Source organism: Klebsiella sp. Q2 (genome assembly GCF_009900705.1).
Classification (GTDB): Bacteria; Pseudomonadota; Gammaproteobacteria; order Enterobacterales; family Enterobacteriaceae; genus Klebsiella; species Klebsiella quasipneumoniae.
Map to the genome: position 1 here is coordinate 648076 of NZ_JAAABE010000004.1, position 24306 is coordinate 672381.

Genomic DNA, 24306 nt, shown 5'->3' on the forward strand with positions numbered 1-24306 from the left:
ATGGGCCAGGAAAAGCTATACATCGAAAAAGAACTCAGCTGGTTATCTTTTAACGAACGCGTGCTGCAGGAAGCGGCGGACAAAAGTAACCCGCTGATTGAGCGCATGCGCTTCTTAGGGATCTACTCCAACAACCTTGATGAGTTTTACAAAGTGCGCTTCGCTGAGCTTAAGCGCCGGATTATTATCAGTGAAGAACAAGGCAGTACCGCCCATTCTCGCCACCTGTTAGGCAAAATCCAGGCCCGCGTTCTGAAGGCCGATCAGGAATTCGATAGTCTGTATAACGAACTGCTGCTGGAGATGGCGCGCAACCAGATCTTCCTGATCAACGAGCGCCAGCTGTCCGTCAATCAGCAGGCCTGGCTGCGCAACTACTTTAAACAGTATTTGCGGCAGCATATCTCGCCGATCCTGATTAACCGCGAAACGGACCTCGTGCAGTTCCTGAAAGATGATTACACCTATCTGGCGGTGGAGATTATCCGCGGGGAGAACATCAACTATGCCCTGCTGGAAATTCCGTCGGATAAGGTCCCGCGCTTCGTAAACCTGCCGCCGGAAGCGCCTCGCCGCCGTAAACCAATGATCCTGCTGGATAACATTCTGCGCTATTGCCTGGACGACATCTTTAAAGGCTTCTTTGATTACGATGCGCTGAACGCCTACTCGATGAAAATGACCCGTGACGCCGAGTACGATCTGGTGCATGAGATGGAGTCGAGCCTGATGGAGCTGATGTCCTCCAGCCTGAAACAGCGCCTGACCGCCGAGCCGGTTCGCTTCGTCTACCAGCGCGATATGCCGGACGCGATGGTCGAAATGCTGCGCGATAAGCTCTCCATCTCCAACTATGACTCAATGCTGCCGGGCGGCCGCTATCACAACTTCAAAGACTTTATCGGCTTCCCGAACGTGGGTAAGGCCAATCTGGTCAATAAACCTATGCCGCGCCTGCGTCATCTGTGGTTTGATAAATTCCGCAACGGCTTCGACGCCATTCGCGAACGCGATGTGCTGCTCTACTACCCCTATCATACTTTTGAGCATGTGCTGGAGCTGCTGCGTCAGGCCTCGTTCGACCCCAGCGTACTGGCGATCAAAATCAACATCTACCGCGTGGCCAAGGATTCGCGCATCATCGACGCGATGATCCACGCCGCCCACAACGGTAAAAAAGTCACCGTAGTGGTGGAGCTGCAGGCGCGTTTTGACGAAGAGGCCAACATTCACTGGGCGAAACGCCTGACGGAAGCGGGCGTCCACGTTATCTTCTCCGCGCCGGGCCTGAAAATCCACGCCAAGCTGTTCCTGATCTCGCGTAAAGAAGGCGATGAGGTCGTGCGCTACGCCCACATCGGCACCGGTAACTTCAACGAGAAGACCGCGCGGATCTATACCGACTATTCGCTGTTAACCGCCGATGCGCGCATTACCAATGAAGTTCGCCGGGTGTTTAACTTTATTGAAAACCCCTACCGCCCGGTCAGCTTCGATTACCTGCTGGTGTCGCCGCAGAACTCGCGTCGTCTGCTGTATGAGATGATCGACCGCGAGATCGCCAATGCGCAGAACGGGCAACCGTCCGGTATTACCCTGAAGCTGAACAACCTGGTGGATAAAGGACTGGTAGACAGACTGTATGCCGCCTCCAGCTCCGGCGTGCCGGTCAACCTGTTAATCCGCGGCATGTGCTCGCTGATCCCCGGTCTGGAAGGCATCAGCGAAAATATTCGCGTCATCAGCATTGTGGACCGCTTCCTCGAGCATGACCGGGTCTATTGTTTTGAAAACGGTGGCGATAAGCAGGTCTGGCTCTCCTCTGCCGACTGGATGACGCGTAATATTGATTATCGCATCGAAGTTGCCGCCCCGCTGCTCGACCCGCGCCTGAAACAGCGGGTGCTGGATATTTTTGATATCTTGTTCAACGATACGGTAAAAGCGCGCTATCTTGATAAAGAACTGAGTAATCGCTATGTGCCGCGCGGCAATCGCCGTAAAGTGCGCGCTCAGATGGCGATTTACGATTATCTCAAATCACTCGAACAACCCGACTAACCTATGCCAATAAACGAAAAAACCCCTCGGCCGCAGGAGTTCGCTGCGGTTGACCTTGGTTCGAACAGTTTTCATATGGTGATCGCCCGTGTCGTCGACGGCGCCATGCAGATCATCGGACGCCTGAAACAGCGCGTACATCTGGCCGATGGCCTCGATGAAAACTCGGTGTTGAGCGAAGAAGCCATGACCCGCGGGCTGAACTGCCTGTCGCTGTTTGCCGAACGCCTGCAGGGGTTCTCCCCTTCCAGCGTCTGCATCGTCGGGACGCATACGCTGCGCCAGGCGACCAATGCGGCAGAGTTTCTTAAACGCGCGGAAAAAGTGATCCCCTACCCGATCGAGATCATCTCCGGTAATGAAGAAGCGCGCCTGATTTTTATGGGCGTGGAGCACACGCAGCCGGAGCGCGGCCGTAAGCTGGTGATTGATATCGGCGGCGGTTCGACCGAGCTGGTCATCGGTGAAGATTTTGAGCCCCGGCTGGTGGAAAGCCGTCGCATGGGCTGCGTGAGTTTCTCCCAGGCCTACTTCCCCGGCGGGACCATCAATAAAGAAAATTTCCAGCGCGCTCGCCTGGCGGCGGTGCAAAAACTGGAAACCCTGGCCTGGCAGTTCCGTATTCAGGGCTGGACCGTGGCGCTGGGCGCCTCCGGTACCATTAAAGCCGCCCAGGAAGTGCTGGTGGCTATGGGCGAGAAGGACGGGTTTATTACGCCGGAGCGCCTCGAAATGCTGGTCAGTGAACTGCTGAAGCATAAAAACTTCGACGCGCTCAGCCTGCCCGGCCTCTCGGAAGATCGTAAAGCGGTCTTTGCCCCGGGGCTGGCCATTCTGTGCGGCGTATTTGACGCGCTAGCCATTAAAGAGCTTCGTCTGTCTGATGGAGCGCTGCGTGAAGGCGTGCTGTACGAAATGGAAGGCCGCTTCCGCCACCAGGATATTCGTAGCCGTACGGCGCAGAGTCTGGCGAATCAGTACAACATCGATCGCGAACAGGCGCGCCGGGTGCTGGAAACCACCACCCTTATGCTGGAGCAGTGGCAGGAGCAGAATCCCAAGCTGGCCAATCCGCACCTGGCGGCGCTGTTGAAGTGGGCGGTGATGCTCCATGAGGTGGGCCTGAATATTAACCACAGCGGCATGCACCGCCACTCGGCCTATATTCTGCAGAACAGCGACCTGCCGGGCTTCAACCAGGAGCAGCAGATGCTGATGGCCACCCTGGTGCGCTATCATCGCAAAGCGATAAAACTCGACGATCTGCCGCGCTTTACGCTGTTCAGGAAAAAGCAGTTTCTGCCGCTGATCCAGCTGCTGCGCCTCGGCGTGCTGCTGAACAACCAGCGTCAGGCCACCACCACGCCGCCGACGCTACGGCTGCAAACGGAAGCTCACCACTGGACGCTGACCTTCCCGCACAACTGGTTTAGCCAGAATGCGCTGGTGCTGCTGGATCTGGAAAAAGAGCAGCAGTACTGGGAAGGTGTGCCGGAGTGGCTGCTGAAAATTGCGGAAGAAGAGCCAGACGCCTGATCGCCTCTATGGATATCATGCGAGCCGGGCCATCGCGCCCGGCTTTTTTACGGCTTCAGGCGCTCATCCCCTCCGCCAGCTGCGTCAGAGGCACCGGGACGCCAATATCATAGCCCTGCATATAATCGATCCCCAGCGCGATGACCGCCTGGCGTATCTCCGGCGATTCAACATATTCGGCCACCACCTGCATGTTCTTCATCCGCGCCAGACGACAGATTGAATCCACCACCTGGTAATCAAGACTGCTGGCGAGCAGATTGCGAATAAAGCTGCCGTCGATTTTAAGAATATCGACGTTCATCGTTTTTAACCGCGCATAGCTGGCGTAGCCGGTACCAAAATCATCGATAGCTACCCGGCAGCCCAGTGCCCGCAGGTGCTCTAATGTCTGGCAAACTAGCTCGGGGTTGCTGAGCGCATAGTTTTCGGTCAGCTCGAAAATAATCTGCCATGGCTCAATGTTGTAGGCCTGCAGCAGGTTTTCGACCTCCTCGGGAAACTGACTGCGGCTCAACGAGACCGGAGAGAGGTTGATCGCCAGCCGCAGACCGGGCAGCGCCCGCCGGTTGGCATCCATAAAGGCCAGGGTATGCTCAATGACCCACTGATCCACGCGCGTGGACAGCCCAAACTCGTGCGCCACCGGCAGGAACTCGTTGGGCCCCGTCAGTTCGCCCGACTCGCCTTTCATCCTCAACAACACTTCATGGTAATTGTCGCCGCGAATGCCCTGGATAGGCTGCGCCATCAGGACAAAATAGTCTTGCTCCAGCGCCTTGAGGATGCGGTTCATCATCGCCACTTTGTCTTTCAGATCCTGCTGGACATGCCCGGCGCCGCGGCGCTGCAAATTCTCCGGATGGCCGCTGGCCAGCGACATGTCGGCAATCGTGTTCAGCTCGCCAAGCAGCAAATACAGATGCTTCACCGGCGAGCGGACGTTGCAATAGCTCATGCCGATCCGCGGCTGCAGGGGGACCCCGTCCCAGTGAAAACGGAACTGTCGCAAGGAGCGCTCAATTAAGTGAATGCGCGCCTGGTGCCCTTCGCTGTTGAGACGAAACACTAAATCGTGACCGGCAAGATGATATACCGCTTCGTTCGGCTCCAGCAGCGCACGCAGGTGATTCGCCAGCATTTGCTTATACTGAATACGCAACAGCACCCCGTAGTGGCGGCCCAGCAGTTCAAGCTCAGGAATACGCAAAAAACAGAGCGTCGACCAGCTCGCGCCGTTCAGCACCCGGCTCAGCGCCCGCAGATTCGGCATATGTACTACCGGGTCGAGGAAGGCCATCTGTCGGATGCGGGCGTAGATCAGCCGCTGCTGTGTTGCCAGCATCGCCGTATAGGCGACAATAAACGAGAACACCAGATAGCTTGACGAGGTGATCGCCAGCTGAGTGTTATAACTTGGATAAATAGGTAAATAACGGTAATGAAAATGGATCACGGCGATCAGTACCGGCGTCCATATCAGCGAGATAAAGCGATAGCCAAAACGCATCGCCCCCCACAGCATCACCGGCATCAATAAGGATAATGTATAATTTGTACTAAATATGGTGCTGGTATCATTAAGCGGCATCAATAATAGCCCCAGCAACAGGGTTAATATCGCCGCCCAACTGATGATTTCAATTTTCTTTATTTTTGGATCAATTTGTAAGCGAACCTGAGAAATATACCCGCGCAAATAAAAAGGGTTACGAATTACCCGCAGCAGTAAATAACATAACGGTACGCCGGTCAGGCACCCCACCATCAGCGCCTGAAAGGTGATTAACGACCGTAAACTAAACGGCGAGACGCCGGCCATATCCGTTGTGCGCGGATGTAGCCCCAGATACTCGGCGATCTGCGACAAAATCAGAAAAATGACCGAAGGGAGCAGCATTTGCCAGAACAGACGATGCGGCATCAGCCTGACGTTACCGTGCGATACCTGCTGCCGTTGGGGAACAAAGATGCGATATCCGCCCCAGCAGAGCACGCAGGGGATCAGAAAATGGAACAGTACGCCAACGGCCTGCTCCGGCGTCATGCCCCGGGCCAGCGTTAGCAGCAGACCAACGATAATACCAGGGATCGCCGCCCAGCCGAAAAACATCATCAGGCTGAGCACCAGCGCCAGGGGAAGATAATAAAGATAAACCATGTGCCCATTCAGCATGGTATATGTATTCATCCCTCTGGCAAGGGGTAATAATAACACAGGCAGGAGAAGCGGTAAGGCCCACCATTTGTCGCGATATTGTTGATAGTATTTTAATAAATTCATAGGTGCTCTACAGAGAGCCTCTGCTCCTGCGAGGCATATTCAGGCAGGCATCCAACCACCCCATGCTGACCGCATAAGTAATAACGATACGGTAACGTCCGCTGATTTTAGTGGTGAAGAGAATGAGGCTGTTGATGTAAATCAACAAATGCTGACACCAACATTAATAAAACTTATTTTTTCAGCTTTTCGTGGCTAATAAAGAGAGCATGTAAATACGAGGATTATCTTATATAACATTAATTAATGTTTTCACTGCCGCACTTTTACATCTGCATCAATTGACCCCACCTCGTTCCTGTGCCTTAATACCCCCATCGCCCATCTTCGGGTATACTTCAAGGAACCTTTTGTGAGTCAGGCACCCAGTATGCGTAAACGACATCGATTTAACCGTCGCATGACCCGTATCGTACTGCTTATCAGCTTTCTCTTCTTCTTTGGACGCTTTGTCTACTCCTCCATCGGCGCCTGGTATCATCACCAGGATAAAAAAGCGTCGCAGGAGTCAACGCTCACCGTCGAGCCCTCCGCCCGCGAGTAACCCGTTGATCCTGATGCCGGATACGCCACTATCCGCAGGTAGAGACGCCCGTTTCCGAGGCACTATCCCTGACGAGGCATGTTTTGCCGCTGACGATTTATAAGCGCACGGCCTGCAGCAGACGCAGCATTTCCGCCATTCCTTTGGTAATCACTTTATCCTGACGCATGACAACCGCCAGCTGACGGTACAGCGACGGGGCCAGAGAATGTACCGTTAAGCCATAGCGATCCTCCGCCTGCTCTACCGCCATGCGGGGCACAATACTGTAGCCCAGCCCGGCCCGCACCATGCGTTTGATCGCCTCGATGCTCCCCAGCTGCATCACCGGCGTGACCGCCAGGCCCGCCGAACGGAACCAGCGGTCAATCAGATCCCGCGTGCCGCTGCCCGCCTCGAAGGCAATGAGCGGCAGCGCCTGCAGCTCCTCAGGGGTACACACCGCCGGGATCCCCGCCTCGTGGCTGGGATGGATGACCACGAACTCCTCGTCCACCACGGCGGTCACCGCCAGACTGCGTCCCTGAACGGGCAGCGTGACCAGCCCAAGATCGAGCCGGTTTTCCTCCACCGCCCGGACGACATCCAGCGTGTTGCCGGTGGTCACCCCCACCGTCAGCAGTGGGTGCTGCTGACGAAGATGCTGCAGCAGCGGCGGAAGAAGATGAATGCAGGCCGTCGCGCCGGTCCCCAGAGTCAGTGAGCCATTAACTTCCTGACTAAATGCACTGACCGACTGCACCGCGCTATTCACCGCCCGATCGATCTGCTCGCTGTGGGCCAGCAGCGCCATTCCCGCCGCCGTCGCCTTGATCCCGCGCCCGGTGCGCTCCAGCAGTCGGGTCTGTAAAAATTGCTCCAGCTGACGCACCTGCAGGCTGACGGCAGGCTGGGAGATCCCCAGCGCGTCGGCGGCGGCTGAGAAGCTGCCGCGCTGTACGACCAGCCGGAAGGTCGCCAGGTTTCCCAGGTTCAGTGTTGTCATGCAAAGTTTCTCTTATACCGCGCATAAGGTGGCCGCTCTGCCAGAACAATAGCCTGCCGGGTATGCTCAGGACAACTCTCTTAACGGAATGAAAAACCATGGGAACACCGGCTATTCCCCGACGCCTAGCCTTCACCGCGGGCGCTCAGCAACTGATCAACTGGGGTATCTCTTTTTATATGCCCGGCACCTTTGCCGGAGCTATCGCCGCCGACAAGGGATGGAGCTCGCCGCAGATCTATCTTGGCCTGACGCTTGCGATGCTGATCATGGCGGCGGTCTCCCCGCTGGTCGCCAGTCTGCTGGCTCGCTTTGGCGGACGACTGGTGGTCACCAGCGGAACCTTACTGATAGCCGCCAGTTGCGCGATGATGGCCTGGAGCCCTTCGCTGGTCGGCTGGTACGGCGCCTGGCTGCTGACCGGCGTCGGCATGCGGCTGTCGTTGTATGATGCCCTGTTCGCCGCGGTAGTGAACCTTTACGGCCAACAGGCGCGGAAAACCATCTCTCAAATCACCCTCGCCGGCGGTCTGGCCTCTGCCCTCTTCTGGCCGCTGGGGGAGGCTTTACTCACCGTGATGTCCTGGCAGGATGCCCTGCGGGTCTATGCGCTGTTTGGCCTGCTGAGCGCATGGCTGAGTTATCAGCTGCCTCGTCAGCGGCTCGGCTCATCGACGAAAGCGAAGGCCCCAACAGCGGATGGCAATCGGCGTAACGGCATACGTTATGCGCTCTTTATTGCGCTGATCACCTTCATCTCCACCGGCACCTCCACCCATCTGCCGGAGTTTATCAGCCACTTTGGCCTGCCGGTTGCCATCGGAATGCTGTGGGGATTTGGCCAGACCGGCGCCCGGCTGGGGGAAGTGCTGGCCGGTCGACGCATCACCCCGCTCGCGCTGACGCGTTTTACCGCGCTCGCCATGCCGCTCTGTTTTCTCCTTGGTGTCAGCAGCACGGCGTATGCCGGGTGCGCAGCCGGGTTTGTGCTCGGCTATGGCGCGATAAATGGGCTGGTGACGATTGTGAAAGCGACGCTGCCGCTGGCGCTGTTTAGCGCAGAAAGCTACGCCAGCCGCACGGGTCTCCTGCTGATCCCCGGGCAACTGATGGCGGCGGCCGCCCCCTTTACCTATGCATGGCTGAACCATCGGCTGGGTATCGTGGGTGGAATGTGGATTTCCACCGGGTTAACGCTGATCGTTGCCGGACTGGCGCTGGCGATGGCGCGATCGGTGGGTAAAACAGAGCCGGACAAGCGTCCAGCCCTCTGCCCGGGGGCAAAACGTGGGCCGGCTGAACATCTGCCGGAACCATAACCGGGTACATTCACCGGGGACACAGGAAACCACCCAGTGATGGATAGCGGTGAGGGATGACGGGATTGAGGCTGGGCATAAATTAAAAAACCCTCTGTAACAACAGAGGGTTTCGTTTTATTCAACTAACGCCGGGGATTATTCCCACTCGATCGTTGCTGGCGGCTTACCGCTGATGTCATACACCACGCGGGAGATACCGTTCACTTCATTGATAATGCGGTTAGAGACGCGGCCGAGGAAATCATACGGCAGGTGCGCCCAGTGCGCGGTCATGAAGTCGATGGTTTCCACCGCACGCAGGGAAACCACCCAGTCGTATTTACGGCCATCGCCCATCACGCCGACGGAGCGAACCGGCAGGAATACAGTGAACGCCTGGCTCACTTTGTTGTACAGGTCAGCTTTGTGCAGCTCTTCGATGAAGATAGCGTCCGCGCGACGCAGCAGGTCGCAGTACTCTTTCTTCACTTCGCCCAGCACGCGCACGCCGAGGCCCGGGCCCGGGAACGGATGACGGTAGAGCATATCGTACGGCAGACCCAGCTCCAGACCGATCTTGCGCACTTCGTCTTTGAACAGCTCACGCAGCGGCTCAACCAGCCCCATCTTCATCTCTTTCGGCAGGCCGCCCACGTTGTGGTGAGACTTGATGACGTGCGCTTTACCGGTGGCGGAAGCGGCAGATTCGATAACGTCAGGATAGATGGTGCCCTGCGCCAGCCATTTGACGTCGTCCAGCTTCAGCGCTTCTTCGTCGAACACTTCCACGAAGACGCGGCCGATGATCTTACGTTTCGCTTCCGGATCGCTTTCACCTGCCAGCGCGTCGAGGAAGCGCTGCTCGCCTTCCACGTGAACGATGTTCAGGCCAAAGTGGTCGCCAAACATCTCCATCACCTGCTGGGCTTCGTTCAGACGCAGGAGACCGTTATCCACGAATACGCAGGTCAGGTTTTTGCCGATGGCGCGGTGCAGCAGCATCGCGGTCACCGAAGAGTCCACGCCGCCGGAGAGGCCGAGGATTACTTTGTCATCGCCAACCTGCTGGCGAATACGCTCAACGGCGTCGTCGATGATTTTCGCCGGGGTCCACAGCGCTTCGCACTGGCAGATGTCGCGCACGAAGCGCTCCAGCATACGCATACCCTGACGGGTGTGGGTCACTTCCGGGTGGAACTGCACGCCATAGAAGCGTTTTTCTTCGTTGGCCATAATGGCGAACGGGCAGTTGTCGGTGCTGGCGACGGTGACGAAGTCAGACGGGATGGCGGTGACTTTGTCGCCGTGGCTCATCCACACGTCCAGCAACGGTTTGCCGTCCGCGGTCAGGGAGTCTTCGATACCGCGCACCAGCGCGCTGTCGTTAACCACTTCAACCTGCGCGTAGCCAAACTCACGCTCGTTAGAGCCTTCTACATGGCCGCCCAACTGCATCGCCATGGTCTGCATACCGTAGCAGACGCCAAATACCGGCACGCCGGCTTCGAACACATACTGCGGCGCGCGCGGGCTGTTCTCTTCGGTGGTGCTTTCCGGGCCGCCGGAAAGAATGATGCCGCTTGGATTAAATTCGCGGATCTGTGCTTCCGTGACATCCCATGCCCACAGCTCACAGTAGACGCCCAGTTCACGCACGCGACGCGCCACCAGCTGAGTATACTGTGACCCGAAGTCGAGAATGAGAATGCGATGTTTATGAATGTTTTCCGTCATTGACGCTAATTCCGAGGCAAGTGAAACAGAGTAAATAAATCGCCCGACGCAAGGTCGGGCGAAGAAATCAGGAGCCCAGGCGGTAGTTCGGGGACTCTTTGGTGATGGTCACGTCGTGAACGTGGCTTTCCTGGATGCCCGCACCGCTGATGCGTACGAATTCAGCTTTGGTACGCAGCAGGTCAATGGTACCACAGCCGGTCAGACCCATACAGGAGCGCAGGCCGCCCATCTGCTGGTGAATGATCTCTTTCAGGCGGCCTTTATAGGCCACGCGGCCTTCGATACCTTCCGGCACCAGTTTGTCAGCGGCGTTATCGCTCTGGAAGTAGCGGTCAGAGGAGCCTTTCGACATCGCGCCGAGGGAACCCATCCCGCGATAGGATTTGTAAGAGCGCCCCTGATAGAGTTCGATTTCGCCCGGGGATTCTTCGGTACCGGCCAGCATGGAGCCGACCATCACTGCCGCCGCACCGGCCGCGATCGCTTTGGCGATGTCGCCGGAGAAACGGATACCGCCGTCGGCGATAACCGGAATTCCGGTGCCTTCCAGCGCTTCCACCGCGTCGGAAACGGCGGTGATCTGCGGCACGCCTACGCCGGTCACGATACGGGTAGTACAGATGGAGCCCGGGCCGATGCCTACTTTCACCGCACTGCAGCCGGCTTCCGCCAGCGCGCGCGCGCCTGCGCCAGTGGCGACGTTGCCGCCGATGATCTGCAGGTCTGGGTATTTCGCACGTGTTTCACGAATACGTTGCAGAACGCCTTCGGAGTGGCCGTGAGAGGAGTCAATCAGCAGGACGTCAACGCCCGCTGCCACCAGCGCGTCAACGCGCTCTTCGTTGCCCGCGCCGGCGCCAACCGCAGCGCCAACGCGCAGACGGCCCTGCTCATCTTTACAGGCGTTCGGTTTACGTTCCGCTTTCTGGAAGTCTTTTACGGTGATCATCCCGCGCAGGTGGAAGCTCTCATCCACAACCAGCGCTTTCTCAACGCGTTTTTCGTGCATCTTAGCGAAGACCACTTCACGGCTTTCGCCTTCACGCACGGTGACCAGGCGCTCTTTCGGGGTCATATAGACGCTGACCGGCTGGTTCAGATCGGTAACGAAACGCACGTCGCGGCCGGTGATGATGCCGACCAGCTCGTTCTCTTCGGTAACCACCGGGTAGCCGGCGAAGCCGTTACGCTCGGTCAGCTCTTTCACTTCACGCAGGGTGGTGGTCGGCAGAACGGTCTGCGGGTCGGTGACCACGCCGGACTCATGTTTCTTCACGCGGCGAACTTCTTCCGCCTGGCGCTCGATGGACATGTTTTTGTGAATAAAGCCGATGCCGCCTTCCTGTGCCAGGGCAATAGCCAGACGCGCTTCCGTTACGGTATCCATGGCTGCGGAGAGCATAGGAATATTCAGACGAATGGTTTTCGTCAGCTGAGTGCTGAGATCGGCTGTATTCGGCAGAACGGTAGAATGAGCGGGAACGAGGAGGACGTCGTCAAACGTCAGGGCTTCTTTAGCGATACGTAGCATGGGCAATATCTCGACCAGGGTGGATAAATATTGCCGTGGCATTATACAGAGCGTAACCGATTGCATCTACCCTTTTTTGCAAATAATACTTGCCATCCCCTCTGAGCGCGTTACTATCGACTGAATAACCTGCTGATTTAAAGTTTGATCTTGCTCACATGTTACCCTCTCAATCCCCCGCAATTTTTACCGTAAGCCGCCTCAATCAGACGGTGCGTCTGCTGCTTGAGCGCGAAATGGGCCAGGTTTGGATCAGCGGCGAGATCTCTAACTTCAGCCAGCCTTCTTCCGGCCACTGGTACTTCACCTTAAAAGACGATAACGCCCAGGTGCGCTGCGCGATGTTCCGCAACAGCAACCGCCGGGTCACGTTCCGCCCGCAGCACGGGCAGCAGGTGCTGGTTCGCGCCAACATCACCCTGTATGAGCCGCGCGGCGACTACCAGATTATCGTTGAAAGCATGCAGCCCGCCGGCGAAGGGTTGCTGCAGCAGAAGTATGAGCAGCTGAAAACGCAGTTAACCGCGGAAGGGCTGTTCGATCAAAAACATAAGCAGGCGCTCCCCTCCCCCGCCCGCTGCGTCGGGGTCATCACCTCGAAAACCGGTGCCGCGTTGCACGATATTCTTCATGTCCTCAGGCGCCGCGACCCCGGGCTGCCGGTGATCGTCTACCCGACCGCGGTTCAGGGTGACGATGCTCCCGGGCAGATTGTGCGCGCCATCGCGCTGGCGAACGCGCGCCGGGAGTGTGACGTGCTGATTGTCGGACGCGGCGGCGGTTCGCTGGAGGATCTGTGGAGTTTTAACGATGAGCGGGTGGCGCGAGCTATCTTCGCCAGCCAGATCCCTATCGTCAGCGCCGTTGGCCATGAAACCGACGTCACTATCGCTGATTTTGTTGCCGACCTGCGCGCGCCGACCCCTTCTGCCGCCGCAGAGATCGTCAGCCGCAATCAGCAGGAGCTGCTGCGCCAGCTGCAGGCCGGGCAGCAGCGGCTGGAGATGGCGATGGACTATTTCCTCGCCAGTCGCCAGCGCCGTTTTACCCAGTTGTTCCATCGTCTGCAGCAGCAGCACCCGCAGCTGCGGCTGGCCCGCCAGCAGACCGCTCTGGAACGCCTGCGCCAGCGGATGCGCATCGCCGTGGAATCGCAGTTGAAACGCGCCGATCAGCGGCAAAAGCGTACTGTCCAGCGCCTGAATCACTACAACCCGCAGCCGCGCATCCACCGGGCGCAATCGCGCCTCCAGCAGCTGGAATACCGGCTGGCGGAAACGATGCGTGGCCGGCTCAGCGAGCGGCGTGAACGGTTTGGTCACGCGGTGACCCATCTGGAGGCGGTGAGTCCCTTAGCCACCCTCGCGCGCGGCTATAGCGTCACTTCGGTGAGCGACGGCACGGTACTAAAGCAGACAAAACAGGTCAAAACCGGCGATCTGCTCACCACCCGCCTGAAAGACGGCTGGGTCGAAAGCGAAGTGAGGCAGATTGCGCCGGTGAAAAAAACGCGGGCCAGAAAGCCATCGCCGCCTAAACCAGCGGAATAAATTCCACCCGTTTTTTTGAGATCAGGCCGTGCCCGTGCTGGCAAAAGTAATCCACCGCACCGCACGCTTTCAGCACCTCCAGCGGCTGGTGGCATTCCGGGCAGCGCGCCTCAAGGGCAAATACCCTTTCGCACTGAGCGCAATGCGCGCTGCTGCCTTTGACATCTAACGGCGCGTGGCACAGAGGGCAATCAAGTTCCATAAGCATTCCTTTCAACGTTTATCTGCATCTATTTTACCATGTTCCGGGTTTAATGAGGGCCGCGTAATTGCTGCTGCAACCTGAGCAGCCACTCCACTTCCTCAAGCCGACGCCGCGTCAGCCCGGCCACGCTTTCGGTCGCCCGGGTAAACACATTCTCCGCGCCAAGGATCTGCTCATCGAGACAGTGCGCATAGATCGCTCCGGGCCGGGTCCAGCGCTGGATCCGCTCACCGTCCTGTAGCGTCGCCACCTCGCCATCAGGGGCGCGATCGAGGGCGAGCATTCGCCCATCCCGCAGCCCTATCCGCATTCCCTTTTGCCCGCCCGCGGGACCAGCATATTTGTTAAGCCAGATATTCAGCGGGATATCGCCCAGACGTCCCTGCAGATGCGCCTCTCCCTCGGCGGTGACCATATCCCCATGAGCAATGTCCCGGCCGAGACGGTCTTTCACCGCCCGGACGGCGAGCTCCAGCGTCACATCGCCTCCGCAGCCGAGCAGGGTTTCACGCAGCATCGCCAGGACATGGGTACCGATATCGAGGATCACGCCGTCGGGATGACGCAGCTGCCGGGTATCCAGCTCGCCGGTGGCAAAGTTGAGCGCGACCGGTTCTCCGGCAGCGTTAAAGCCGCTTGGCTCCAGCAAATAGCCTTCGATCCAGACGATATCCTGCGCTGAAAGGTGCGGCGGCGGCAGGCCGCTGGCCTCCTCTTCCGCCTGCCACGGCGGAGCAAGAGCGTTCAGCGCTAACCCACGCGCCATCCAGTGGTCGAGGGCCAGCACGCGACCGGCCTCCCCGGCCGGCGCCAGCAGCGCCCGCAGCCGGGCGGCCTGCTCAAGGTTGGCCACAATCGGTTTCTCCACCACGATGCGGGGAATGGCGCTGGCTAACGTCCTCTCCAGCACAGGCAAGTGCTGGAGAGATGAGGTGGTAATGAAGAGCGTATCCAGGGGTTCGGCCAGCAGCGCCGACAGCGAATTGCGGCGCTGGATCCCCGGCAGCGCTCTGCTGCTATCCAGATCATAGCCCTGGCAGCTATCAATACGGTATCCCAGGCGGCGCAGCGCCGGTAAATAGGCAGTTTCCACCACCGCGCCAAGGCCGATAAAACCAATCTGCATAATAAGTCCACTTTTGAGCCGGTCTGTTTCCGGCGAAGTATCGCGGGATTATGGCGCAAGGTTTTGACATTTACCGGCGCGGCGGCCACAAAAAACCCGCCGAAGCGGGTTTAATGATTATTTGCTTTTCTTGATGTGCTTGATCAGGCGCTTACGTTTACGCATCTGGTTCGGCGTCAGGGTGTTGCGCTTATTGGCGAACGGGTTTTCCCCTTCCTTGAACTGGATACGGATTGGCGTGCCCATCACGTCCAGGGATTTACGGAAATAGTTCATCAGGTAGCGCTTGTAGGAATCCGGCAGATCCTTCACCTGGTTACCGTGGATCACCACGATAGGCGGGTTGTAGCCCCCGGCGTGGGCATATTTCAGCTTCACGCGTCGGCCGCGAACCAGCGGTGGCTGATGATCTTCCGCCGCCATGTTCATGATCCGGGTCAGCATCGCGGTGCTTACGCGGCGGGTAGCGCTATCGTAGGCTTCACGTACCGATTCAAACAGGTTGCCGACGCCGCTGCCGTGCAGGGCGGAGATGAAGTGCACCCGGGCAAAGTCGATAAAGCCCAGACGATAGTCGAGGGTCTCTTTCACCTGCTCCTTCACTTCCTGGCTCAGACCGTCCCATTTGTTGACGACGATCACCAGGGAGCGACCGCTGTTGAGGATAAAGCCCAGCAGCGACAGATCCTGATCGGAGATGCCTTCACGGGCATCAATCACCAGCAGCACGACGTTGGCGTCTTCAATCGCCTGCAGGGTCTTGATGACCGAGAATTTCTCCACCACGTCAGTAATTTTGCCGCGCTTGCGCACCCCGGCCGTATCGATGAGCACGTATTCGCGCTCGTCACGCTGCATCGGGATGTAAATGCTGTCGCGGGTAGTGCCCGGCATATCGTAAACTACCACGCGATCTTCGCCGAGGATGCGGTTGGTGAGCGTCGATTTACCGACGTTGGGACGTCCGACAATCGCCAGTTTGATCGGCAGATCCTGCGGATTGAAGTCGTCTTCCGGCTCTTCTTCCGCTACACCGTTCTGCTCAGCTTCGAATTTTGCCCAGTATTCGGCGTCTTCATCCACCTCTTCCTGCGGATTAACCTCATCTACCCATGGCAGCAGGGCCTGCTCCAGCAGGCTGGTCACGCCGCGGCCGTGCGAAGCGGCAATAGGATAGATATCGCCCAGGCCAAGCGACCAGAAGTCCGCCATCGCCTGGTCGACGTCGATGCCGTCGGTTTTGTTAGCCACCAGGAAGGTGGGCTTTTCACGAGAGCGCAGGTGTTTAGCGATCGCGATGTCCGCCGGCATCAGGCCCGCGCGCGCATCGACCATAAACAGCACCACATCGGCCTCTTCGATTGCCAGCAGCGACTGCTCCGCCATCCGGGTTTCCACGCCCTCTTCCGTACCATCAATACCACCGGTATCGATACAGATGAATTCGCGGCCTTCGACTTCGGCCCGACCGTACTTACGGTCACGAGTCAGCCCCGGGAAATCCGCAACCAGCGCATCACGAGTGCGCGTCAGGCGGTTAAAGAGCGTGGATTTTCCAACGTTAGGGCGCCCGACAAGCGCGACCACAGGTATCATGTTAAATGCCTCATACAATCACTAAGCAACATCGTCATAACGACGTTTTTAAAAAAGTCAAAACGGCCCCTGTCTGCCAGGGGCCGTTTCTTAATCACTCACGACAGCGGTAATTAACGCGTAATCGCGTACAGCGTACCGTCTTTCGCCTGGATCAGCAGTCGACCATCGGCCACAACCGGGTCGGTCAGGAAGCCGGAGCTGTCCACTTTCTGCTGCGCCACAAAATGGCCATCTTCCGGGTTCACCCAGTGCATATAGCCTTCGCTATCGCCGACCACCAGATTGCCATTATACAACACCGGCGCGGTCAGCAAACGGTGCAGCAGATCGCTTTGTGTCCACAGGGTCACGCCGCCATCGGTAGTCAGCGCCAGCAGGCGGTCATTCTGGTCAACCAGATAGATACGGTTGCCATCGACGATGAAATCATTCACCGAACCCAGCTCGCGTTTCCACATAATCTGGCCGCTACGCAGATCCAGCGCGGTCAGGTTACCGTTATAAGCCAGCGCATAGACAACGCCGTTGACGATAATCGGCGTGGTGTCGACGTCGCTCAGACGGTCGATTTCCGTCGGCCCGGTGGCCGTGGAAATACGCTGCTGCCAAATCATCTGCCCCTGCTGCATCAATACCGCGCTGACGCGGCCATTGTCGCCGCCCACGATCGCCGCGCCGTAGGCGGTGGCCGGAGCGGATTCGCCGCGCAGGGAGAGCGCAGGCATATCCAGGTTCACCGTCCATTTCACGGCGCCATCGGTCTCATTCAGCGCCTGCAGCTGGCCGTTACTGGTGTGGACCAGCACCATGCCATCGCTCACCACCGGGCGCGACAGCGCTTCGCCGGCGACGCGGGTTTGCCAGGCCACGGTACCATCGCTGGTATTCAGCGCATACAGCTGCGCTTTTTCACTGCCGATATAAACATGGCCGCCCGAGACGGTCACACCGCCGGAAAGCAGCGCCGGGGTACGCGAGAACCAGCCATCTTTCTCCGCAAGATTCACCGACCATACCTCTTTACCGTCGTCGGCATTCAGCGCTTTGACGGTGCCTTTACGGTCAGCGGCATAAACCACGCCGTCGGCGAAGGCCGGATGAAGGTTAGAGTAAAATTCGCCGATACCATCGCCAACCGAGGTGCTCCAGGACGTGGACGGCGTAAACTGGTTTTCTACCGTCGGCAGCGGTGACATTTTCACCACATCTTCTTCGCTATTAAACAGCGAACACCCGCTCAGCAAGGTAACGGAAAGCAGCCCTGGCAACAGTAATTTACGCAATTGCATCGAGTCCCTCTCAGATGGACAAATTATTCATTTTCATACGCATCATTTCGCTGAGCGCAGGAGAAGCATCGCTTTTCACGCCAGCTTCCCACGCCGCACGGGCCCCTTGCTTATCGCCTTTGCTCAACAGAATTTCGCCGCGCAAATCAGCCACAATAGCGGTCCAGCCTTCACCTTTAATGCTGTCGAGGGTTTTCAGCGCCGCATCAGCCTGCTTCATCTGCAGTTGAACGCGGGCAAGACGCATACTGATAACCGATTTCAGATTATCATCAGACGCGGCAGCCAGCCCCTGCTGAAGCTGCTTTTCGGCGTTCGGCAGATCGTTCTGTTCAACAAAATGCTGTGCCAGCTCGAGAGAAGCGAAGGCGCCGTAGGTATTTTTATTGTCAGCCGCGAACTTCTCCGCCCCTGACAGCACTTCTGGCGTATTTGATTTCAGCGCGGAAGTCGCCTGTTCGTAAGCCAGCGACGCGTCTCTGGCGGTATCCTGCTGATGGGAGGTCCAGTAGCGCCAGCCAACCAGCGCGCCAATCCCTAAAATCACCCCGACCGCCAGCGCTTTGCCGTTTTCGGCAAAGAAGCGCTTCAGCGCATCGACCTGATCGTTCTCGTTGTTAAAAGTTTCCACGCAGTCCTTCTCCTGACTAATAATTCCCGGGAGATTAACCCAGAAGTGTGCGCAAATGCGCGGCAACGCTCTCCTGCGTTACGGTAGTTTGCTCACCTGAGCGTAAATCCTTCACTACCACGTTTCCGTCAGCGATCTCTGACTCACCCAGCACCAGCGCGACGCGTGCGCCCCACTTATCAGCGCGGGCGAACTGCTTCTTAAAGTTGCCGCCACCGTGGTTGGTCATCAGTTTCACGCCCGGTAGCGCATCGCGAACCTGCTCAGCCAGACGCATGGCGGCGGACTGAGTATCAGTTCCGGAGGCTACCAGGTATATATCGACAACAGGATCGGCTTTAAATTCCGGATTCACTGCCTGGACCAGTAAAACAAGACGTTCCAGACCCATGGCGAAGCCCACGCCCGGGGTGGCACGACCGCCAAGCTGCTCAACCAGACCGTCGTAACGGCCGCCGGCGCAGACGGTGCCCTGGGAACCGAGACTGGTGGTCACCCACTCAAACACGGTGCGGTTATAGTAGTCGAGACCGCGCACCAGGCGCTGGTTGACGGTATAGCGGATCCCGGCATCGTCAAGCAACGCGCACAGGCCGGCAAAGTGGGCTTTCGACTCTTCGTCGAGATAATCGCCGAGCGCCGGCGCGTCGTTCAGCAGCGCCTGCACGTCCGGGTTTTTGGAGTCCAGCACCCGCAGCGGGTTGGTATACATCCGGCGTTTGCTGTCTTCATCAAGCTTATCGGTAAACTGCTCGAGATAAGCCACCAGCGCGTCGCGGTAGTTGGCGCGGGCTTCCAGCGAACCGATGGAGTTCAGCTCAAGGCTGACGTGATCGGAGATGCCCAGCTCACGCCACCAGCGCGCGGTCAGCATGATCAGCTCCGCATCGATGTCCGGCCCCTGCAGGCCGAAAACTTCGGCGCCGATCTGATGGAACTGGCGGTAACGGCCTTTCTGCGGACGCTCGTGGCGGAACATCGGCCCGACGTACCACAGGCGCTGTTCTTGATTGTACAGCAGACCATGTTCGATGCCGGCTCGTACGCAGCCCGCCGTCCCTTCCGGACGCAGCGTCAGGCTGTCGCCGTTGCGGTCCTCAAAGGTGTACATCTCTTTTTCAACCACGTCGGTCACTTCGCCGATCGCGCGTTTGAATAACGGGGTCTGCTCTACAATCGGCAAACGGATTTCGCTGTAACCGTAGCTACCGAGCACCTGCTTCAGTGAGCCTTCAATGCGCTGCCAGAGAGCGGTTTCGCCCGGCAGATAATCGTTCATGCCACGGATGGCTTGAATGTTCTTTGCCACGTTTATTCTCTTTATATATACAAAAATGAACCCCGGCGCCTCGCGCCCGCAGGTTCAATCATACACGGGAAGCGTATCGCTTCCCAACACGTTATTTTGCTTCAAGCTGTTGAACGTCAATCCGACGGGCTTCATCGAGCATCGAGGCTTTGGCGCGGATCCGCGCTTCAAGCTGGTCGATCATGTCGTTGTTGTCCAGGCGATCTTTACGCACGCCGTCTTCATACAGGCCACTTTTCTTGTTGCCGCCGGTCACCCCGAGGGTGGAAACCAGCGCTTCGCCCGGGCCGTTCACCACGCAGCCGATGATCGAAACATCCATCGGGGTGATGATATCTTCCAGACGTTGCTCCAGGGCGTTCACCGTACCGATAACGTCAAACTCCTGACGCGAACAGGTCGGGCAGGCGATGAAGTTAATACCGCGGGAACGGATACGCAGCGATTTGAGGATATCGAAGCCAACCTTGATCTCCTCCACTGGATCCGCCGCCAGCGAGACGCGCAGCGTATCGCCGATCCCTTCGGACAACAGCAGCCCAAGACCGATCGCCGATTTCACCGCGCCGCTGCGCGCACCGCCCGCTTCGGTGATCCCGAGGTGCAGCGGCTGATCGATCTGTTTCGCCAGCAGGCGATAAGACTCTACCGCCAGGAAGACGTCAGAGGCTTTAACGCTGACTTTAAACTGATCGAAGTTAAGGCGATCGAGATGATCAACGTGGCGCATGGCAGATTCGAGCAGCGCCTGCGGCGTCGGCTCGCCATATTTTTCCTGCAGATCTTTTTCCAGCGAGCCGGCGTTGACGCCAATGCGGATCGGGATGTTTTTATCCCGTGCGCAATCTACGACCATGCGGATGCGCTCTTCGTTGCCGATGTTGCCTGGGTTGATACGCAGGCAGTCGACGCCATATTCTGCGACTTTCAGCGCAATACGGTAGTCAAAGTGGATATCGGCGACCAGCGGGACGTTGACCTGCTGTTTGATCAGTTTGAACGCCTCAGCGGCGTCCATCGTCGGAACAGAGACGCGGACAATATCCGCGCCTACGCGCTCTAACGCTTTGATTTGATTTACGGTCGCAGCCACATCAGTGGTGCGCGTATTGGTCATTGACTGAACGGCGATGGGAGCCCCATCGCCAATTGGCACATTACCAACGTAAATACGTTTAGATTTTCTACGTTGAATCGGAGCCTGGTTATGCATGAAAAATCTCCCGCGTTACCCGTCTGTTACTGCGCCGGTGATGATTCGGCATTAAGGGTCAGACGCGCAACCTGGTTAGTTCTGATAAAACGACTTAAATCGACAGGCTTGCCCAGATACAGGATCTCTACCGCAGCCGGGGCGCCAATTTTCAGCTTATACGGTGCCTGACCGCTCAGGTTCAGATTTCCGCCTTTACGCTGCAGGCCGCTGAACAATTTTTTGCCGGTGGCATCGCTCACTTCCAGCCAGCAGTCGGCGGAAAAGTTCATCACCAGATCCTGCGCCGATGCCGCCGGGTTCGTCACGTTCGCCTGATTGGTCGGCAACGGCGTGGCCGGGGTAGCCGGCGCCGTCGGGGCTGCGCCTGCGGTATCGACATTGGCCTGGGAAGGCGCGACAACGGCGTTATTGTCCGCTGGCGTCTGAGCCGGTGCGCTGGTGGTCGGGGCGCTGGCGGTATCAGTTGGCGCGCTGTTCGCAGCGCTATCGGCGGTCGGGGCTGCCGGGGCGCTGGTATCCAGCGGCACGCTCTGGCTACTGGTGTCACCGCTGTTCAGCTCAGCGGAAGACTGATCGGCCATGGTGGAAATCTCTTCCTGCTGCGCCTTATGGTCTTGCCACCACCAGGCGCCGCTCAGGCCGATAACCACAAACAGCACCAGCCAGGTGAAGCTCATCAGCCAGCCGTCGCGTTTTTTGCGACGTTTACCTAAAGAGAAGCTCTGCATTGGCGCGACTTTCGCCGCACGGATGGGCGCTTGCTTGGCCATCATCGGCAGCAGCTCGTCTTCTGGAATATGTACGAGGCGAGCATAGGAGCGGATGTAACCGCGCAGGAAGGTGGAAGCGAGGTCGGCAGGCGCCTTATCGTCTTCAATATCACGAACCGTGGACACCTTCAGGCATAAGCGTTCTGCCACCGCTTGCTGGCTAAGTCCGAGTTGTTCGCGGGCGTGACGCAGACGCGCGCCCGTGGTGTTTGCTTCTTGATGATCTTGAGTGGCTTCAGTATTCATTCGCTACAACTACTGGTACGTGAAATTTAAAGTTCAGCGCGGGAAAAAGCCGGCGCCGCGAGACATCTGTGGTACGTCAGCCTCACAGTATAGGACTGTCAGCCGCGCGATCACAGAGACGAATCAAAATTGAATGCTAAGCGGTTGTTGTGCCGCTACATACTGCCTCAAAGTCGACAAAAACGCACCGTAATTATTAACCGAATCAGCGTATTTCGCCTGGCTATAGGTCATAAATATGGCCCGTGCCGCCTGCGCTGCACGGGCCATCATTTGTCAGACCGCTTTTACGTCAATCGCTTCGCCCTGCATCCGCTTACGCAGCGTGCGCTTGGTACGATCGATAACATCGCCCGCCAGCTGACCGCAGGCGGCGTCGATATCGTCGCCGCGCGTTTTACGCACGATGGTGGTAAAGCCGTACTCCATCAGGACTTTGGAGAAACGGTCGATGCGGCTGTTGGAGCTGCGGCCATACGGCGCGCCCGGGAACGGGTTCCATGGGATCAGGTTGATCTTACACGGCGTATCTTTCAGCAGCGCCGCCAGTTCGTGGGCGTGCTCGGTGCCGTCGTTGACATGATCCAGCATCACGTACTCGATGGTCACCCGGCCCTGGTTGGCGTTGGACTTCGAAATATAGCCGCGCACCGAGTTGAGGAAGGTCTCAATGTTGTACTTTTTGTTGATCGGGACGATTTCGTCACGAATGGTATCGTTCGGCGCGTGCAGGGAGATCGCCAGCGCGACGTCGATCATATCGCCGAGTTTATCCAGCGCCGGCACCACGCCGGAAGTCGACAGGGTGACGCGACGTTTGGAGAGGCCAAAGCCGAAATCGTCGAGCATGATTTCCATCGCCGGAACGACGTTGTTGAGGTTCAGCAGCGGCTCGCCCATGCCCATCATCACCACGTTGGTGATCGGACGTACGCCGGTGGTCTTCACCGCGCCGACGATTTTCGCCGCGCGCCAGACCTGGCCGATAATTTCGGAAACCCGCAGGTTGCGGTTAAAACCCTGCTGGGCGGTGGAGCAGAATTTACACTCCAGCGCGCAGCCTACCTGGGAGGAGACGCACAGGGTGGCGCGGTCTTCTTCCGGGATATAGACGGTCTCGACGCGCTGATCGCCAACGGCAATCGCCCATTTGATGGTCCCGTCGGTTGAGCGTTGTTCTTCAACTACTTCCGGGGCGCGGATCTCCGCCACTTCTTTCAGTTTACTGCGCAGGACTTTGTTGATGTCAGTCATCTCATCAAAGTCGTCGCAGCAGTAGTGATACATCCATTTCATCACCTGATCGGCGCGGAAAGGCTTCTCGCCCATGTTTTTGAAAAACTCGCGCATCTGCTGACGGTTTAAATCCAGCAGGTTGATTTTGGCATCTTTGTTCGGCACCGTCAGAGCGGCGGTATCAGGCGTGACAATTTGTTCAGACATAATGTTTTCCGGCCTCGTTATTACACGTTATGGCCCCAGGTGGGTTGAAAAAGAAACGCCCCGGAGAGCGACAGCTCGTCCAGGGGCGCTATATTCTACAAATTCTGGCGCATCATTGCCACGTTTGCACAAAGCAATGATAAAAAATCTGTAACTGACTGCTCAATCCTCTAAGGCTTTTCGATTGTCGCAAGGCGGCAAGCAAGTGACAAATTCGTCGGGAACGAATTTGACCAGCCGTAGGCTGGCCTCCGGTGAGAGGCAGGAGCCTCTCATTAATCCCCGGGAGCATAGATAACTATGTGACCGGGGTGAACGCGCGCAGCCAACGCCGCGACGGTTGAAAAGACGACGAGGATTAGCGAGTGCGCGGGCAAACCTCGCCTTCAGCAAAGAAGAACGCGATTTCGCGAGCAGCGGATTCTACAGAGTCGGAACCGTGGGTGCCGTTCTCGGTGAAGCTGTCAGCGTAGTCAGCGCGCAGGGTACCCGCCAGCGCGTTTGCCGGGTTGGTCGCGCCCAGCAGATCACGGTGACGCTGAACCGCGTTTTCACCTTCCAGGACGGAAACCACGATCGGGCCGGAGGTCATGAACTCAACCAGACCGTCGAAGAACGGGCGACCTTCGTGCTCAGCATAGAAACCACGAGCCTGCTCAACGGTCAGGTGCAGCATTTTGGTGCCGACGATTTTGAACCCTGCAGCTTCAAAGCGGGAAAAGATGCTGCCAATAACGTTTTTTGCCACCGCGTTTGGTTTGATGATGGAAAAAGTACGTTCAATAGCCATGATTACCTCTAATTAAATGTTCTGTTGTTGCACATACGATCGTATGGCCTGGCGCGCATTATAATGAGCATCCCCGCCCCTGCCTACGGATGAAGGTAACATTTTGTTAAAATAAGATGAGTATTGAAAACACAAACCGCCAACAACAAATTT

The 24306-nt window shown here is 57.6% G+C and carries 18 protein-coding genes and 1 pseudogene; 5 read left to right on the top strand and 14 right to left on the bottom strand.

What is annotated here, in order from left to right; genetic code table 11:
* Together ppk1 and ppx are read left to right on the top strand one after the other, a co-directional pair.
* On the top strand, positions 1-2061 hold the full coding sequence (ppk1, locus tag GT756_RS18540; protein ID WP_002913838.1) for a polyphosphate kinase 1: 2061 nt from the start codon (positions 1-3) through the stop codon (positions 2059-2061).
* A 3-nt stretch (positions 2062-2064) separates the two neighbouring features.
* On the top strand, positions 2065-3597 hold the full coding sequence (gene ppx / locus GT756_RS18545) for an exopolyphosphatase (RefSeq protein ID WP_004201914.1): 1533 nt from the start codon (positions 2065-2067) through the stop codon (positions 3595-3597).
* Between the two features lie 55 nt (positions 3598-3652).
* Here the strand turns inward: ppx and GT756_RS18550 are convergent, their stop codons facing one another.
* Positions 3653-5881: an EAL domain-containing protein gene (locus GT756_RS18550; RefSeq protein ID WP_160124989.1), complete on the bottom strand. Its 2229-nt coding sequence runs from the start codon at positions 5879-5881 to the stop codon at positions 3653-3655.
* A 370-nt stretch (positions 5882-6251) separates the two neighbouring features.
* On the opposite strand from GT756_RS18550, the gene GT756_RS18555 reads away from it, so the two are divergent.
* Complete coding sequence (locus tag GT756_RS18555) at positions 6252-6425, top strand: YfgG family protein (protein WP_017900441.1); 174 nt, start codon at positions 6252-6254, stop codon at positions 6423-6425.
* 97 nt (positions 6426-6522) lie between these two features.
* Here the strand turns inward: GT756_RS18555 and GT756_RS18560 are convergent.
* Positions 6523-7435 (bottom strand): annotated as a pseudogene (locus GT756_RS18560) (LysR family transcriptional regulator).
* Between the two features lie 73 nt (positions 7436-7508).
* On the opposite strand from GT756_RS18560, the gene GT756_RS18565 reads away from it, so the two are divergent.
* Entirely contained in the window at positions 7509-8729 is a 1221-nt protein-coding gene (locus GT756_RS18565) for an MFS transporter (protein WP_049003905.1), read from the top strand.
* A gap of 138 nt (positions 8730-8867) precedes the next feature.
* Here GT756_RS18565 and guaA read toward each other — a convergent pair whose 3' ends face one another.
* Positions 8868-10445 (bottom strand): glutamine-hydrolyzing GMP synthase, encoded by a 1578-nt coding sequence (gene guaA / locus GT756_RS18570; RefSeq protein ID WP_004201905.1) that lies wholly within the window; start codon positions 10443-10445, stop codon positions 8868-8870.
* Positions 10446-10512: 67 nt separating this feature from the next.
* Positions 10513-11979, bottom strand: coding sequence for an IMP dehydrogenase (guaB, locus tag GT756_RS18575; RefSeq protein ID WP_004151980.1), 1467 nt, complete (start codon positions 11977-11979; stop codon positions 10513-10515).
* 158 nt (positions 11980-12137) lie between these two features.
* On the opposite strand from guaB, the gene xseA reads away from it, so the two are divergent.
* The gene (xseA, locus tag GT756_RS18580; protein ID WP_017900437.1) at positions 12138-13529 is read left to right on the top strand and encodes an exodeoxyribonuclease VII large subunit; all 1392 of its coding nucleotides are present in this window, start codon (positions 12138-12140) and stop codon (positions 13527-13529) included.
* Here the strand turns inward: xseA and GT756_RS18585 are convergent.
* From GT756_RS18585 to ndk, 10 genes are all read right to left on the bottom strand, one after another.
* Positions 13513-13731 (bottom strand): zinc ribbon domain-containing protein, encoded by a 219-nt coding sequence (locus GT756_RS18585; protein WP_004201901.1) that lies wholly within the window; start codon positions 13729-13731, stop codon positions 13513-13515. The genes xseA and GT756_RS18585 overlap by 17 nt on opposite strands.
* A gap of 49 nt (positions 13732-13780) precedes the next feature.
* Positions 13781-14860, bottom strand: coding sequence for a Gfo/Idh/MocA family oxidoreductase (locus tag GT756_RS18590; RefSeq protein ID WP_160124990.1), 1080 nt, complete (start codon positions 14858-14860; stop codon positions 13781-13783).
* Positions 14861-14977: 117 nt separating this feature from the next.
* A complete protein-coding gene (gene der / locus GT756_RS18595; RefSeq protein WP_004201897.1) occupies positions 14978-16456 on the bottom strand; it encodes a ribosome biogenesis GTPase Der in 1479 nt (492 codons plus the stop codon).
* Between the two features lie 113 nt (positions 16457-16569).
* Positions 16570-17748, bottom strand: a complete 1179-nt coding sequence (bamB, locus tag GT756_RS18600) for an outer membrane protein assembly factor BamB (RefSeq protein WP_004201895.1) — start codon at positions 17746-17748, stop codon at positions 16570-16572.
* 10 nt (positions 17749-17758) lie between these two features.
* A complete protein-coding gene (locus GT756_RS18605) occupies positions 17759-18379 on the bottom strand; it encodes a YfgM family protein (RefSeq protein ID WP_004201892.1) in 621 nt (206 codons plus the stop codon).
* 34 nt (positions 18380-18413) lie between these two features.
* Complete coding sequence (hisS, locus tag GT756_RS18610) at positions 18414-19688, bottom strand: histidine--tRNA ligase (RefSeq protein ID WP_004201891.1); 1275 nt, start codon at positions 19686-19688, stop codon at positions 18414-18416.
* Between the two features lie 91 nt (positions 19689-19779).
* Positions 19780-20901 carry a flavodoxin-dependent (E)-4-hydroxy-3-methylbut-2-enyl-diphosphate synthase gene (gene ispG, locus GT756_RS18615; protein ID WP_004201890.1) on the bottom strand — a complete coding sequence of 374 codons (1122 nt, stop codon included), beginning with the start codon at positions 20899-20901 and terminating at the stop codon, positions 19780-19782.
* 26 nt (positions 20902-20927) lie between these two features.
* On the bottom strand, positions 20928-21920 hold the full coding sequence (gene rodZ, locus GT756_RS18620; RefSeq protein WP_017900435.1) for a cytoskeleton protein RodZ: 993 nt from the start codon (positions 21918-21920) through the stop codon (positions 20928-20930).
* Positions 21921-22196: 276 nt separating this feature from the next.
* Entirely contained in the window at positions 22197-23363 is a 1167-nt protein-coding gene (locus tag GT756_RS18625; protein ID WP_002913894.1) for a bifunctional tRNA (adenosine(37)-C2)-methyltransferase TrmG/ribosomal RNA large subunit methyltransferase RlmN, read from the bottom strand.
* A 358-nt stretch (positions 23364-23721) separates the two neighbouring features.
* Positions 23722-24153, bottom strand: coding sequence for a nucleoside-diphosphate kinase (gene ndk, locus GT756_RS18630; protein WP_004144312.1), 432 nt, complete (start codon positions 24151-24153; stop codon positions 23722-23724).
* Between the last annotated feature and the right edge of the window lie 153 nt (positions 24154-24306).

Coding starts and splice junctions, on each gene's coding strand:
- GT756_RS18590 (WP_160124990.1), bottom strand. CDS start 14,860: ATGCAGATTGGTTTTATCGGCCTTGGCGCGGTGGTGGAAACTGCCTAT.
- GT756_RS18550 (WP_160124989.1), bottom strand. CDS start 5,881: ATGAATTTATTAAAATACTATCAACAATATCGCGACAAATGGTGGGCC.
- GT756_RS18585 (WP_004201901.1), bottom strand. CDS start 13,731: ATGGAACTTGATTGCCCTCTGTGCCACGCGCCGTTAGATGTCAAAGGC.
- guaB (WP_004151980.1), bottom strand. CDS start 11,979: ATGCTACGTATCGCTAAAGAAGCCCTGACGTTTGACGACGTCCTCCTC.
- guaA (WP_004201905.1), bottom strand. CDS start 10,445: ATGACGGAAAACATTCATAAACATCGCATTCTCATTCTCGACTTCGGG.
- ppk1 (WP_002913838.1), top strand. CDS start 1: ATGGGCCAGGAAAAGCTATACATCGAAAAAGAACTCAGCTGGTTATCT.
- ppx (WP_004201914.1), top strand. CDS start 2,065: ATGCCAATAAACGAAAAAACCCCTCGGCCGCAGGAGTTCGCTGCGGTT.
- ispG (WP_004201890.1), bottom strand. CDS start 20,901: ATGCATAACCAGGCTCCGATTCAACGTAGAAAATCTAAACGTATTTAC.
- GT756_RS18625 (WP_002913894.1), bottom strand. CDS start 23,363: ATGTCTGAACAAATTGTCACGCCTGATACCGCCGCTCTGACGGTGCCG.
- der (WP_004201897.1), bottom strand. CDS start 16,456: ATGATACCTGTGGTCGCGCTTGTCGGGCGCCCTAACGTTGGAAAATCC.
- xseA (WP_017900437.1), top strand. CDS start 12,138: ATGTTACCCTCTCAATCCCCCGCAATTTTTACCGTAAGCCGCCTCAAT.
- ndk (WP_004144312.1), bottom strand. CDS start 24,153: ATGGCTATTGAACGTACTTTTTCCATCATCAAACCAAACGCGGTGGCA.
- GT756_RS18565 (WP_049003905.1), top strand. CDS start 7,509: ATGGGAACACCGGCTATTCCCCGACGCCTAGCCTTCACCGCGGGCGCT.
- bamB (WP_004201895.1), bottom strand. CDS start 17,748: ATGCAATTGCGTAAATTACTGTTGCCAGGGCTGCTTTCCGTTACCTTG.
- GT756_RS18555 (WP_017900441.1), top strand. CDS start 6,252: ATGCGTAAACGACATCGATTTAACCGTCGCATGACCCGTATCGTACTG.
- rodZ (WP_017900435.1), bottom strand. CDS start 21,920: ATGAATACTGAAGCCACTCAAGATCATCAAGAAGCAAACACCACGGGC.